Raw genomic sequence first — 13925 nt, forward strand, 5'->3', positions numbered from 1 at the left:
AAATGTTGCCGATCGGGGATCAGGCACTAAGATCCGAAAGTCTGCTCGTACGCACACCTTGTAGCGCCGTTGGCGACCAATGCGCGCGTGCCCAATCCCATAATGCGTGGGAGGGCGCGCGACACAGTGACGTTGGCGGATTTTGGCGTAAGAGCCGAAGAGCTAGCCAGAGGTTCTCACCCGGACACCTCGGATCGAGCGCCGCCGATCCGGTGGACTTACTCAGTTTGTTGCCGTTTTGATCGACCACCAGTGGGAGATGGGCATAGTGCGGCGTAGGAAGTTGCAGGCAATGCTGTAGATAAAGCTGACGTGGTGTCGAATCCAATAAATCCATCCCTCTGACAATTTCTGTAATGCCTTGCCAGGCATCGTCGACCACGACGGCCAACTGGTACGCATACCAGCCGTCGGCTCGACGGATTACGAAATCACCCGTGGTCGATTCGAGCGATTGCTCCTGGTTACCCTGCAAGCTATCCGAGAAGCTTATCGGGCGATCATGCGTGCGGGCACGAATGGCACGCGTGCGTCGACCCGCTGGCAGCCCTTGACGGCAGGTGCCGGGATAAATGGCGGAACCTAGGCTGCCGATAACACGATTTCGCCGTGTGCAGCCACATGGATAGGCCAGCTTGCTGGCAAGCAATTGATCGACTGCTTCCTCGTAAGCGGTTTCCCGATTTTTCTGGTACACCACCGGCCCATCCCACGTAAAGCCATGCAGATCGAGGGCATGCAGAATCCCTGAGGCGGCCCCAGGCACTTCGCGGCCACGGTCGATGTCCTCAATACGTAACAGCCACGTCCCATTGTGCCTATGTGCTTCGAGCCGGCTCGCCAGTGCGGCGGTCAAGGAACCCAGATGCAGCGGGCCGGTAGGGGAAGGGGCAAAACGCCCACGGTAGGGCGGTGTGCGGGCATGGCTGCCAGATGTGTGCATTGGGTCATTGGGGCGAGTAAGGCGCACATTGTCGCCTGCGTCGCCCCAGGCCATCACGCCATCTGTTTTTCCTTGATCTCTTGTAGGGTTTTGCATTCGATGCACAACGTCGCGGTGGGTCTTGCCTCGAGACGGCGAATACCGATCTCTGATCCGCAGGATTTGCAGTATCCGTACTCGCCTTGGTCAAGATCATCGAGCGCTTCGGAAATCTTCTTGAGCAACTTGCGCTCACGATCACGGGTACGCAGCTCCAGGCTGAATTCCTCTTCCTGCGTCGCGCGGTCGGCTGGATCGGCGAAGTTGGCGGCGTCGCTCTTCATGTGTTCGACGGTGCGATCGACTTCTTCCATCAACTCCTGCCGCCAGGCACGCAGGATGAGACGAAAGTGCTCACGCTGCGCATCATTCATGTATTCCTCGCCATCCTTGAGCGTGTAAGGCGAGATACCCGCAACAGGTGTACGGACGGGGGTGTTGGTATTCTGGTCGCTAGCGGCCATGGTCTACTCCAGCTGGGATATAACAGCCCGTATTCTACACCGGGCGCGAAAAGGCGATTTTAGTAGCAGATGTTGGCGGCACATGCAAGCGCAAACCATGGGCCGCCGGCCATCGATTACGTTTGCCGTGTTAGAATTTGCTAGCCTTTGGCACGGATAACATGTGCAATCAGGCGACCGCGAATTCGATACGAACTATAGAACACTAAGGAGAATTCAATACATGACGATTCGACACCCCCTTGCCGTTATCGGCGTGTGCGCATTGGGATTGGGCTCGATGGGCGCGGCGCATGCAGCGCTAGGATTCAACGTCAGTCTCGGTGCGGGCATCTGGTCGCAGCAACCGAGCGGTTTTGTTCATTACACGACCAATGGGCAACAGTCCAGCGACGTCAATCTCAAGAATGACCTCGGTCTGGGCAGCAAGAGTCAGGGTTATGCCTGGATCGATATTCAGCACCCGATCCCCGTTCTTCCTGACGTCGAGATCCGCTATTCGCGTATAGACACCAGCGGTAGCAACGTCCTGTCAAGAACGATCAGCTATGGCGGCCAAACCTATACTGCGAATCAGCAGGTCAGTAGTCAGCTTAAGCTGACGCAGACGGACTTCATCTTCTACTACCAGCCACTCAACAACATCGTGCAACTCAGACTGGGGCTCGACGTCAAGGCATTGAGCTTGAGTGCGGATATCAAGAGCGGTAATCAGTCCAGTTCGGCAAGCGGCACGGCTGCCGTGCCGATGTTATATGCCGGGCTGCGTGCGAATCTGCCGCTCACCGGGCTGAGCGCCGCGATCGACGGCAGTTATATCGGCGATGGCGCGAATTATTTTGCCGATTACCAGGCACGCATCGCCTATGAAACGGCCATCGGCTTGGGGCTGCAGGCCGGCTACCGTCAAATGGAGCTCAAGGTCGGCAATTCGAAGATCGACCCTAACGGCGATATCAAGTTCAAGGGCGTTTTTGCCGGGATTTTCTACCACTTCTGAGTGGCAGCGGCCCGCCCGTGGAGCGCGTGCGGGCGGGCCTAAATCGTACACCATACAAGTTAAAGCGAGCATATGAGCATCAAGGCACTAATTTTCGATGTGGACGGGACGCTGGCCGATACCGAGCGTGATGGGCACCGTCCGGCCTTCAATCTGAGTTTTGCGGACGCAGGATTGGATTGGCATTGGAGTCCGTCGCTATACGGCGAGCTGTTGGAAGTCACCGGCGGCAAGGAGCGTATTGCCCATTATCTGGCGAGACATCGCCCCGAATTTTCGCCACTTGAAGGTCCTCTTGAGACCTTCATCGCCAAATTGCATCGGGAGAAAACCCGGCATTACCTTGAGCTGCTTGGGCGTGGTGAAATCCCGCTGCGACCCGGTGTGGCCAGGCTCCTCCGCGAAGCGCGCGATGCGGGTGTGATTCTCGCCATCGCAACGACCACGACGCCAGAAAACGTCGTAGGTCTTTTGCGAGCCACCTTGGGCGAGGAATCCGTAAGCTGGTTCCAGGTGATCGCAGCCGGCGATGTGGTTCCCGCGAAAAAGCCCGCGCCAGACATTTTCACCTACGCGCTGTCGCAGCTCGGCCTACGCGCAGATGAATGCCTCGCGATCGAAGACTCCGGTAATGGTCTGGCCGCCGCTAGCGCGGCCGAGCTGCGTACATTGGTGACGATCAACGACTACACGCGCGACCATGATTTCACCGGGGCTTGTGCCGTGATCGATCACTTGGGTGATGCGGAGAATCCCTGCCATATCCTGCGTGGCGATAGCGTGCTCTCTCCGCAGGTGACTATCGAGGGATTGAGGGCTTGCCTCCAGCGCTAATCGGTTGGTGCTTCCTCGTGGTCTGACAGAATCCGGCAACGAAGACGTCCTCGAGCTAGTCGCGCCTCGATTTCGCTGCCTGGGGGCGCTTGGGCGGGTTCGCGAATCGCTTGCCCATGCCTATCCAGTAAAATGGCATAGCCGCGCCCGAGCGTAGCCAGTGGACTTGTTGCCTCCAGCGTGCGAGCCAGACCGGCGAGGCGTTCGCGTGTTCCCGCGAGGCGAGCGGCCGTCGCGCCTTGCAGGCTCTGTCGTACCCGATCCAGCCTCATGGTATACAGCGCCAAGCGTTTCATCGGCGATTGCGGTTGCAGGCGAAAATGATTGGCCGCCAACCTGGCGTTCAATTCCTGTAGATGTCGGCGCTGCGCCTGGTGCAACCGACCTTCGAGTTCATCCAGACGCTGCCCGCGCTGCTGTAGCCGACTAAGCGGGTGCTGTTGGGAGAGTCGTCCCGACAACCAGTGGATCTGATTTTCGGTGTCGTTGAGCCGCCGTCGCATCGCGGTTCGCAGGCGAACGATGTCCTGTTGTAGGCGGGCAGAGAGAGCAACACGATCCGGGCTCACCAGTTCGGCGGCCGCAGAAGGCGTCGGTGCACGTACGTCGGCCGCGAAATCGGCGATCGTTATATCGGTTTCGTGCCCGACTGCACTAATCACTGGAATCTGCGAGGCAACGATTGCCCTGGCGACGATTTCCTCGTTGAAAGCCCAGAGGTCTTCCAGCGAACCGCCGCCGCGCGTGACGATCAGTACTTCGCAACGCGGGTCGCGATTGGCCTGGGCGAGGGCCGCCACAATGCTGGGCGCAGCTTCTTGGCCTTGTACCGTCACTGGGTAAACCACGACAGGGAGTGCAGGGAAGCGTCGCTGCAATACGCTCAGGATATCGCGCAACGCGGCACCCGTTGGCGATGTGATGATGCCGACGCTGACGGGGTAATCGGGTAGTGGGCGTTTCCGTGAGAGATCGAACAGACCTTCGACCGAAAGTTTAAGGCGCAACGCGTCGAAAGCTTTGCGTAGCGCGCCTTCACCCGCTTCCTCCATATGCTCAACGATAAGTTGATAGTCGCCTCTGGGTTCATACAGGCTGACACGCCCTCGTACGAGAACCTGAGATCCTGCGATTGGCTTGAAACGGAGTAGCTGGTTGCGGTTGCGGAACATCGCACCGCGTATCTGTCCGGCGCCGTCCTTGAGCGTGAAATACAGATGCCCGGAGCCGGGCTGGGATACATTGGACAGCTCACCTTCAACCCAAATCAATGCGAAGGCACCCTCCAGCAACTGGCGTGCTGCGGCGTTGAGTTCGGAGACGCTGAGTATTTCGCGGGTACGCGTGTTGGTCATAGGAGAAATCTGGGATTCAATACAGAAGTTTACCTAAGTCTCTCCGAAATCTATAATGGCCGGTTTAATTAAGCCAGCCCGGGGTCACGCCATGCGAATCGTTCAGGAAGCCCTCACCTTCGACGACGTCCTGCTGCTGCCGGCGCACAGCCAGGTTATGCCGCGCGATGTCAGCCTGCAGACCCGTCTGACGCGTGAAATCAGTCTTAATATCCCGGTGGTGTCCGCTGCGATGGACACGGTTACCGAGGCGCGTCTCGCGATCGCGCTGGCCCAGGAAGGCGGCATCGGCATCATTCATAAGAATATGTCGGCGGAGCAACAGGCTCTTCAGGTCCGTCAGGTCAAGAAATACGAAAGCGGCATCATCACCCAGCCGATCACGGTCACACCCGACATCAGCATCCGTGAGCTACAGGCGCTGACGCGTGCGCACAACATCTCCGGCGTCCCGGTGGTGAATGGACAGGATCTCGTCGGCATCGTGACCAGCCGAGACATGCGCTTCCAGGAAAACCTGGATGCCCCGGTGCAAAGCATTATGACGCCGCGTGAACGATTGGTGACCGTGCGCGAAGGATCGGATCTCGAGGAGATCCGTGGTCTGCTGCACAAACACCGCATCGAGAAGGTGCTGATGGTCAACGACAGCTTCCAGCTGCGCGGCATGATCACGGTCAAGGATATCCAGAAATCCAGCGATTTCCCCAATGCCTGCAAAGATGGAGAGGGTCGCTTGCGCGCTGGCGCCGCAGTCGGTACGGGGGCAGGTACCGAGGCGCGTGTCGAAGCATTGGTGGAGGCGGGTGTCGACGTACTGATCGTCGATACCGCTCATGGCCACTCGCAAGGCGTCATCGATCGCGTGGCCTGGGTCAAGCGCACCTTCCCGGCCTTGCAGGTGATCGGCGGCAACATCGCCACCGGCGCGGCGGCATTGGCACTGGTTGATGCCGGCGCCGACGCGGTCAAGGTGGGTATTGGCCCAGGCTCGATTTGCACCACGCGTATCGTTGCTGGCGTCGGCGTGCCGCAGATCAGTGCCATCGATAATGTCTATCAAGCGCTCAAGGACATCGATATCCCGCTGATCGCGGATGGTGGCATTCGATTCTCCGGCGACATCGCCAAGGCGATCGCTGCTGGCGCGCACTGCGTCATGATTGGCAGTATGTTTGCCGGCACCGAGGAAGCGCCGGGAGAAGTTGAGTTGTATCAGGGGCGGTCCTACAAATCCTACCGTGGCATGGGCTCGCTCGGAGCTATGCAGAAGGGTTCTTCCGATCGTTATTTTCAGGAAGAAGGCTCTGCGGTGGAGAAAATGGTGCCCGAGGGCATCGAAGGGCGCGTACCTTACAAGGGCTCCATCGCGGGCATCATCCACCAGCTGTTGGGCGGCTTGCGTTCCAGTATGGGATATGTGGGTGCCCCCGACATCACCACCATGCGTACGAAGCCAGAATTCGTTCGTGTGACCCATGCGGGCATGCGCGAGAGTCACGTGCATGATGTGGCCATCACCAAGGAAGCACCGAACTACCGCATCGATTGAATGTGGCCATGGAAATTATCCAGACTAGGCACGGAGCCGATGACCGATAACATCCACTCAGACAAGATACTGATCGTCGATTTCGGCTCGCAGTACACCCAATTGATCGCTCGTCGCGTGCGTGAGGTCGGTGTCTATAGCGAAATTCACCCTTGGGATATGTCGTCGCAGACGGTGCGCAACTTCGCCCCCACAGGCGTGATTCTATCCGGCAGTCCTGAATCCACCGTAGGCGAGGCTGCGCCGCGTGCGCCCGACGCAGTTTTCGAATTGGGCGTGCCGGTATTGGGCATTTGCTACGGCATGCAAACCATGGCGGCGCAGCTCGGCGGCGAGGTCGAGGTGAGCGAGCATCGCGAATACGGCTACGCACGCGTACGCGCCAGGGGGCATACCGCTCTGCTGCGCGAAATCGAGGACGAGATGTCCCCGAGGGCTACGGCCTGTTGGACGTTTGGATGTCGCACGGAGACCGCGTTTGTGCGTTGCCGACGGGCTTCAAGTTGATGGCGAGTACGGACAGCGCGCCGTTGGCGGGCATGGCCGACGAGGACCGGCGTTACTATGGCGTCCAATTCCATCCGGAAGTGACACATACACGCCAGGGTGCACGCATTCTGCAGCGCTTTGTGATCGACATCTGCGGGTGTCGCCCACTGTGGACGGCTTCCAACATTATCGAGGATAGCCTCGCTCGGGTACGTGCCCAAGTGGGGCGCGACCGCGTGGTCCTTGGCCTTTCTGGTGGCGTCGATTCGTCCGTGGTGGCGGCCCTGTTGCATCGCGCACTCGGAGATCAATTGACTTGCGTGTTCGTTGATCATGGGCTGCTGCGCCTGCACGAAGGCGATCAGGTAATGAAAACCTTTGCCGAACACATGGGCGTTAAGGTAATCCGCGTCGACGCGGCTGAACGCTTTCTGTCGGCGCTCGCAGGTATTGTCGATCCAGAGGAGAAGCGCCGCACGATCGGCCGTCTCTTCATCGAAATATTCGACGAAGAGGCGACAAGGATCAGCGATGTTCGCTGGTTGGCACAGGGCACCATCTACCCGGATGTGATCGAGTCGGCCGGCAGTAAGACCGGCAAGGCGCATGTTATCAAATCCCATCACAATGTCGGTGGCCTGCCAGAGAACATGAAGCTTGGGCTGGTTGAACCGCTGCGTGAATTGTTCAAAGACGAAGTCCGTCGAATCGGCCTGGAACTCGGGTTGCCGCATGAGATGGTCTATCGCCACCCCTTCCCAGGCCCAGGCCTCGGCGTGCGTATTCTCGGCGAAGTCGTACCCGCTTATGTGGAATTGTTGCGTCGGGCCGATGCGATTTTTATCGAGGAACTGCGGGCACATGATTTGTATGACAAGGTTTCGCAGGCCTTTGCCGTCTTCCTACCCGTCAAGGCCGTTGGCGTGATGGGGGACGGGCGGCGTTACGACTATGTCGTTGCGTTGCGTGCAGTGGAAACCATCGACTTCATGACCGCGCGCTGGGCACATCTGCCCTATGAATTCCTCGATCACGTGTCGCGGCGTATCGTCAACGAAATCGACGGTATTACCCGTGTGGTCTACGACGTGACGGGCAAACCACCGGGCACCATTGAGTGGGAGTAGGCGAAGACCTGCCAGCGGATCTGGATTGGATGCGTCGAGCACTAACGTTGGCCGATAAGGCTGGCGATAGCGGCGAGGTACCGGTAGGCGCCATACTCGTACGCGATAGGCAGGTGCTGGGGGAGGGCTGGAACCAACCCGTTGGCACCCATGATCCGACTGCGCATGCAGAGATCCTGGCGCTGCGCGCTGCGGCACGCGCAGTCGGAAATTATCGACTGATGGGGAGCACGCTGTACGTTACCCTGGAACCCTGCTCGATGTGTGCCGGCGCGATGCTGCATGCGCGTATTTCACGCGTGGTTTTCGGTGCTTATGACCCCAGGACGGGCGCCGCCGGCAGCGTTTTCGATACCTTGCAGTCACCGCATAACCTCCATGGCTTGGAGGTCAAAGGTGGCGTGCTGGCCGATCTCGCTGCAGAACGGCTGAAGGCTTTCTTCCTTGCAAGACGCCGATAGCACACGCGTGGCGCCAAATGCTGTGACCCGGAGGGAACCGGCGAATCACAGACTGGGGGGCGTGTTCAACAGGGAACTTGGCAACGGCGCATTAAGGTTCTGACCACTTTGATTGTGATCACGTAACCAGATCAGAATATCGAAATAGCTGCGTATGTTTTGTACGTACTGCACTGGCTCGCGTCCACGAGCATAACCAAATGTCGTTTGTCGGTACCAACGACGCTGACTGAGCAAAGGTAATACCTGCTTGATATCCGGCCAGCTGTTAGGGTTTTTCCCGAGCTTGACGGCGAGGCGACGCGCATCCATGACGTGGCCGAGCCCGATGTTGTATGCCGCGAGGGCAAACCAGGTGCGATCTGGGTCCTTGATCTCAACTGGGAGTTCACGCCGCAGTTTGAGAAAATAACGTGTCCCCCCCATGATGCTTTGCTCTGGGTTCAATCGATTATCGACATTCAAGTGCTCAGCGGTTGGCCGCGTCAGCATCATGAGGCCTCGGACGCCCGTGGGCGAGGTTGCATTAGGATTCCAGTGGGATTCCTGATAGCTGATAGCGGCTAATAGGCGCCAGCTGACGCCATATTTTTTCGCTGCGGTCTTAAACAGTGGTATCAATGGCGGCAGACGTTGCGCCACATGTCTCATGAATGTGAATGTACCGACGTAATCAAAGCTTCTTGCATGGCCGTAATAGCGCTCGGTGATCCGATGTAACTCGCCATTTTTTTCGATGCGGTCGAAATAGGCCTTGGCGGCCCGATAGAGACTCGCATCACCCTCTTTGCGAAATGCCCACGCAAGCACCTGAGGCTTCCCAATGCTGAAGGCCACGGCGATCTGTGGATAAAATCGACGATTGAGTGTGACATCGTTTGAATCGTCGAGTGTGTAATCGAGTTTGCCAGTCGCCACCTGATACAGTAACTCTTCAATATCGGTATCGGATTCTGCCTGCCAAGTGAGTCCAGGATACTGTTTTTGGAGTTGTTTCAATCGCGTGGAAAAACTGCTGTCAGCGATCACGGCTACGCGTTTGCCAATGAGATCGGCGACATTTTTAGGGCGAGATTCACCCGCACGATAAATAACTTCCTGCTGTATGGTTTGATAAGGTGGTCCAAAGCGTACTCGCTCGCTTCGTCCTGGGGTCACGGCAATGCCGGCGGCCACCAGATCCACACGACCCGATTCGACCATTGGAAATAAATCTGAGAAATTGTCCGGGAATACCCACTTGACCTTGACGCCAAGGTGCTGCGCAAAGGCTTCAACAAGGTCGTATTCGAAGCCGGTAGGGCCGTCTGGGCCCTGATAATAGGTGGTCGGGCCGTTACGCGTGGCAACCACCAGTACACCACTGGCCTTGATCCTATCCAGCAGGGTGTCCGGTGTGCGAGAAAGGACATAAATCAGGGTCGCGCTCATCAAGGCGATGAACAGAAAGATTTCCCCAGCCCGGATCAGTTGGCGGCGTCCGCGACGCGTCTTCAGATTGATCAAGCCGTCATCCGTCCCACAGGTTCATTGAAGCAATACGCGCCGCTGCATGATTGTGCTTCCTCTTCTGGCCATGGATTGTTACAATCCGCGCCCTCGGAGAGGTACCGAAGCGGTCACACCGGCACCGACTCGAAATCGGTTGGGGGCTTTACCGCCCCACGAGGGTTCGAATCCCTCCCTCTCCGCCATATAATACATAAGGCATTGAATTCCAGATAACTTATTAGGAATCAATACTTAGCGCTATTCGACTGGTACACCAAGCGGGTACACTACTTGGGATGCCAGACATGTCTCTACAGACCCATCTACTCAGGCGGGGCGGGATTTATTACTTCCGCGCCAAGATTCCTGTCGACCTGCAATTGTACCTGGGTAAACGCGAGGAGAAGTTCTCGCTCAAGACCCGAGATCCCCAGGAAGCGCGTAGTCTGGCCCGTCGTGCCTCGGCCGACTTCGACCGACGCTGCGCGATGTTACGTGATGAGATCGCTGCCCGCCAGCGGTCGGGTACTGGCCGGGTCGTGGATGAAGCGCTGATTCAAGAGATCTGCATGCACTGGCGGCATCAGGCGCTGGCCGGCGACGAACAGATCCGTATTCTCGGACAGGCGGCGGAAGAGCGCCGGACAGGTCACGCCGAACGTGAAGTCACACGCGCCGCGCTCAAGGAAACGCTCAGCCAGAGTGCGCTGGAGGCGGTTGAGCCGGCGCTGAAAGGTTTTTTGTATCTCAATGGGCTGCATATCGATCAAAAAGACACGGAAGGCTACCGCAGGCTGCTCTACCGCTTCCTGCAGACGGTGACGGAGGTCCACGACCAGCAGCTTGCGCGCGATGCCGGAGAAGTCGTCTGGACGCCTGAGGCGCCGCTGACGCCCCGTTCGCCGACCACCCCAGGCCTGAGCCTCGAGACCGCCTTCGAGGACTGGAAACGCTTCGACCCCAGCCGTCCAGCCCGTACCGTGGCCGACGTGCGCCGAGTGGTCGATGCATTTCAACAACTCACCGCCCATAAGCCCCTGGAGACGATCGAGCGCCAGGAAGTGATCGCCTACCGTGACCAGTGTATCGCCCAGGGCCTCAGCGCCATGACCGTCAGCAAGAAAATCGCCTTGCTATGCGCCCTGTTCAACGTCGCCATCGATAGCGGCAAGCTACGCTATAACCCCGCCCAGCGAGTCTCGATCCCCAGGGGCGATCGCCGTCAGCGCAAGCCCTTCGACCTCGACGATCTCAAGCGCATCTTCGGGCCCACGCTCTACACCCGGGGCTTGGGACGCAAGACGGGTGCCGCCGGCATCTGGTTGCCGCTGCTGGCGCTCTACCAAGGCTGCCGGGTCGAGGAATTGGCGCAACTGCGCGTGGCCGACGTGCAGCACGCCGAAGGCGTCGACTACCTCAATATCGACGACGACACCGATGCGACCCATACGCAAGGCGCCGAGGCGGTGGGGAAGCGACTCAAAAATACCGCCTCGCGCCGACGCCTGCCGCTGCATCCGGCCGTCATCGCCGCCGGTTTTCTGGATTATGTCGAGCAGGTGAGGGCGCAGCACCATCACCGACTGTTTCCGAGCCTGACCCCGGACAAGGACGGCAAATACTCGTCCACCTTCTCCAAAGCCTTCATGAGATACCTGCGCAGTGATCTTGAGATCACCGACAGGTCTAAGGTATTTCACAGCTTCCGACATCGCTTTCGGAGTGCCTGCCGCGACGCCGGGCTGGACGAAGAGATCGCTGACGCCCTGATGGGGCATAGCGATGGGCAGAAAACCGGACGCCATTATGGCGAGCGTTTCAGCCTGATCCGGCTGCACGAAGCGATCAGCCGGATTCAATATCCGGGTTTGGAGATCCCGCGTCACCCCAGCCACTGAGGCAGGGCTCCAAGTAAATACCCTCTATTTACATCACTGATCAGGACATTACCCTGACTACCGCCTCAATCATCGACCGCGTCAATGCCTCGGCTATAAAACACCTCATGAATATTCATGCGCCAGTTAAACTCACTCCTTAGTCCTGATGTGCTTCGGGCTTGAATTCGCCGCTCCAGTTTATAGCTGCCGCGATATCAAATTCGAATGCAATCCGCAGGCTTACCGAACAGATAGCTCTGGAAACGTTGGCGACCTCTGCCTAGATCCTCTGGCGGATACTTATTCACTCGGTGCCACGACTTCGTCGGCAGGAGGCGTGTCGCCTTCAATCGGATCGAAGAAGTGATACTTTAAGTCCTCCGATTTCTTGGCCTGGTACATCGCAGCATCACTGTGCCTGATCAGGGTTTCGAAATCTTCACCATCGCCGGGATAGACCGCGATGCCGATACTGGCGCCAATACGCAAGTCGTGGCCCATGATCGCAAACGGCATGGACAAACCCTCCAGGATCTTCTCCGCCACACGCACAGCATCCGCGGGCGTCCTCAATTTGGCCAACAACACGATGAATTCATCCCCGCCCTGACGCCCCACCGTATCCTCGGCACGCAGGCAGGCGGCCAAGCGTCGGCCGACCGCCTGTAGCAACTGATCACCCACATCATGCCCGTGGCTGTCGTTGACGCACTTGAATTTATCGAGATCGATGAACATCACTGCAAAGCGGGCTTGTGCGCGCTGCGCATGCACGATCGCCTGTTGGACTCTATCCTGGACCAGCCGCCGGTTGGCCAGATTCGTCAACGCATCGTAATTCGCAAAGTGTGTCATCTGCGCCTCGATGGTTTTGCGTTCCGTGATGTCATGGAGCATTCCGATGAATCCCCTACGACCCTCTCGATCAAGCTGGGAAATCCGTAGCTCAACAGGGAATATCTCGCCATTGCTTCGCCTGGCGGTGACCTCGCGCGGATGCCCGATCACATGTGCCTCGCCTGTTCGCCAATAACGGGTCAGATACCCGTCATGTTCACTAGAGAAGGGCTCTGGCATGAGCAATGAAACGTTTCGGCCCAGGACTTCTTCACCGCGATATTGGAACATACGCTCCGCCCCCGGATTGAACAGCTCGATGATTCCATTTTCAGAGATGGCAACGATACCTTCGTTGACACTCTCCACCAGGGTCCGGACCTGGCTCTCACTGTCGCGCAAGCGTTCGTTCGCCTCGTGGGCGTCCCGCTCGGAACGCACCAATTCCGCCACCAGCGGCGTGAACAGCCAGCGCAGCGACAACAGGGCGATCAACAACAAACCGGCCAGCAACGGCAACAGATACCTCAGCTGTTTCCAGATGGGTGCATACAACTCCGCGCTATCGATTTTCAGAACCACGCCAAGTCCTGTCCGACCGACCGGACGATAGGCCGCTACCACCTCCTTGTGACGATAATCCTTCGCAATAATCGAACCGACCTTTCCCTGCAAGGCATAACTCATCGGCAGCGGTATCCCAGTGCGAGATGTCCTCGACAAGTGCAGCGGCTTGCGTGTCAGTGTGGAGGGGAAACAACTCATGTTGACTTCGCCTGAGGGCACGCACATGACCAATTCCGCCGTGGTTCCCCGGCGCCCGGTGCTTTTAAACAGCTGATCCAGGGTGGGTAGGGGCGTTTCCACGACCGCCTTCCCGATCGCCTGCCCACCAAGCTCGACCTTCATCATCGAGCGTAGGAAATACCCGTTTCTATACAGCAGCTGCGCGTGCCCAGGCACTCGGATGGGGACCATCACTTCAGGACTTCGGACAAAGCGTCCGGCATGTGCGACCTCGTGTCCCATCTTGTCGTACAGCGTAATCGCTGAGGGCCCTGTCAGGAGAAACGAATTGACGCCTTTTTGTAACGCGATCTGCGCGGTCGCATTGCCAGGCTGCGCATTCAACACTTCGATTTGCTTGATCAAAAACGGGCGCGTGGCAATCGTCATGGTTTTCTCGAAACCATGCTTTATGGTGGCCTCCTCCAGCACCACGATATTTTCCAGGGATGAGCGCAAACCTGTCACTAACTGATTTTCAGCATTGTTCTTCATCACATAAAATACCGTCATACCAACCGATACGGCTGCAATGACCAAAATAATCCTCGCCATTAGGATTATTTTTGCCTGATTTATTTTTGTTTTTTCCATCGTGTTACAGACTCGATTAAGAATTGATGCTCATATTCCCGGCGAATTTCAGCCAGACATATAAAGTGTCTCC

Annotated in this window: 10 protein-coding genes, 1 tRNA gene and 1 pseudogene; 7 read left to right on the forward strand and 5 right to left on the reverse strand. The window is 57.8% G+C overall.

The genetic code is table 11. The features are described 5' to 3' along the window. Positions 1 to 19 precede the first annotated feature (19 nt). Both gluQRS and dksA read right to left on the reverse strand, forming a co-directional pair. The gene (gene gluQRS, locus BI364_RS08110) at positions 20 to 997 is read right to left on the reverse strand and encodes a tRNA glutamyl-Q(34) synthetase GluQRS (RefSeq protein WP_322111778.1); all 978 of its coding nucleotides are present in this window, start codon (positions 995 to 997) and stop codon (positions 20 to 22) included. Beyond that, positions 997 to 1446: an RNA polymerase-binding protein DksA gene (dksA, locus tag BI364_RS08115; protein WP_070078309.1), complete on the reverse strand. Its 450-nt coding sequence runs from the start codon at positions 1444 to 1446 to the stop codon at positions 997 to 999. The genes gluQRS and dksA overlap by 1 nt, the downstream gene beginning before the upstream one ends. 223 nt (positions 1447 to 1669) lie before the next feature. Between dksA and BI364_RS08120 the strand changes: the two genes are divergently transcribed. Next, on the forward strand, positions 1670 to 2446 hold the full coding sequence (locus BI364_RS08120; RefSeq protein WP_070078310.1) for a TIGR04219 family outer membrane beta-barrel protein: 777 nt from the start codon (positions 1670 to 1672) through the stop codon (positions 2444 to 2446). Between the two features lie 72 nt (positions 2447 to 2518). Continuing rightward, positions 2519 to 3280, forward strand: a complete 762-nt coding sequence (locus BI364_RS08125) for an HAD family hydrolase (protein WP_070078311.1) — start codon at positions 2519 to 2521, stop codon at positions 3278 to 3280. Here the strand turns inward: BI364_RS08125 and xseA are convergent. Continuing rightward, positions 3277 to 4635 (reverse strand): exodeoxyribonuclease VII large subunit, encoded by a 1359-nt coding sequence (gene xseA / locus BI364_RS08130; protein WP_070078312.1) that lies wholly within the window; start codon positions 4633 to 4635, stop codon positions 3277 to 3279. The genes BI364_RS08125 and xseA overlap by 4 nt on opposite strands. Before the next feature lie 91 nt (positions 4636 to 4726). On the opposite strand from xseA, the gene guaB reads away from it, so the two are divergent. The 3 genes and pseudogenes from guaB to tadA all read left to right on the forward strand — a co-directional run bounded on the left by guaB (position 4727) and on the right by tadA (position 8264). Continuing rightward, positions 4727 to 6187, forward strand: coding sequence for an IMP dehydrogenase (gene guaB, locus BI364_RS08135; protein WP_070078313.1), 1461 nt, complete (start codon positions 4727 to 4729; stop codon positions 6185 to 6187). A gap of 39 nt (positions 6188 to 6226) precedes the next feature. Next, positions 6227 to 7803 (forward strand): annotated as a pseudogene (guaA, locus tag BI364_RS08140) (glutamine-hydrolyzing GMP synthase). 29 nt (positions 7804 to 7832) lie between these two features. Continuing rightward, positions 7833 to 8264, forward strand: a complete 432-nt coding sequence (gene tadA / locus BI364_RS08145; RefSeq protein WP_070079972.1) for a tRNA adenosine(34) deaminase TadA — start codon at positions 7833 to 7835, stop codon at positions 8262 to 8264. A 45-nt stretch (positions 8265 to 8309) separates the two neighbouring features. On the opposite strand, the gene mltF is transcribed toward tadA, so the two are convergent. After that, positions 8310 to 9770 carry a membrane-bound lytic murein transglycosylase MltF gene (gene mltF, locus BI364_RS08150; protein ID WP_233279599.1) on the reverse strand — a complete coding sequence of 487 codons (1461 nt, stop codon included), beginning with the start codon at positions 9768 to 9770 and terminating at the stop codon, positions 8310 to 8312. A 95-nt stretch (positions 9771 to 9865) separates the two neighbouring features. Here mltF and BI364_RS08155 point away from each other — a divergent pair. Together BI364_RS08155 and BI364_RS08160 are read left to right on the forward strand one after the other, a co-directional pair. Beyond that, positions 9866 to 9958, forward strand: a tRNA-Ser gene (locus BI364_RS08155). A 102-nt stretch (positions 9959 to 10060) separates the two neighbouring features. Next, positions 10061 to 11653: a DUF6538 domain-containing protein gene (locus tag BI364_RS08160; protein WP_197495963.1), complete on the forward strand. Its 1593-nt coding sequence runs from the start codon at positions 10061 to 10063 to the stop codon at positions 11651 to 11653. Positions 11654 to 11935: 282 nt separating this feature from the next. On the opposite strand, the gene BI364_RS08165 is transcribed toward BI364_RS08160, so the two are convergent. After that, on the reverse strand, positions 11936 to 13753 hold the full coding sequence (locus BI364_RS08165) for a diguanylate cyclase domain-containing protein (protein ID WP_197495972.1): 1818 nt from the start codon (positions 13751 to 13753) through the stop codon (positions 11936 to 11938). Positions 13754 to 13925 lie beyond the last annotated feature (172 nt).

The organism is Acidihalobacter yilgarnensis, from assembly GCF_001753245.1.
In the GTDB taxonomy this organism is placed as follows: domain Bacteria; phylum Pseudomonadota; class Gammaproteobacteria; order DSM-5130; family Acidihalobacteraceae; genus Acidihalobacter; species Acidihalobacter yilgarnensis.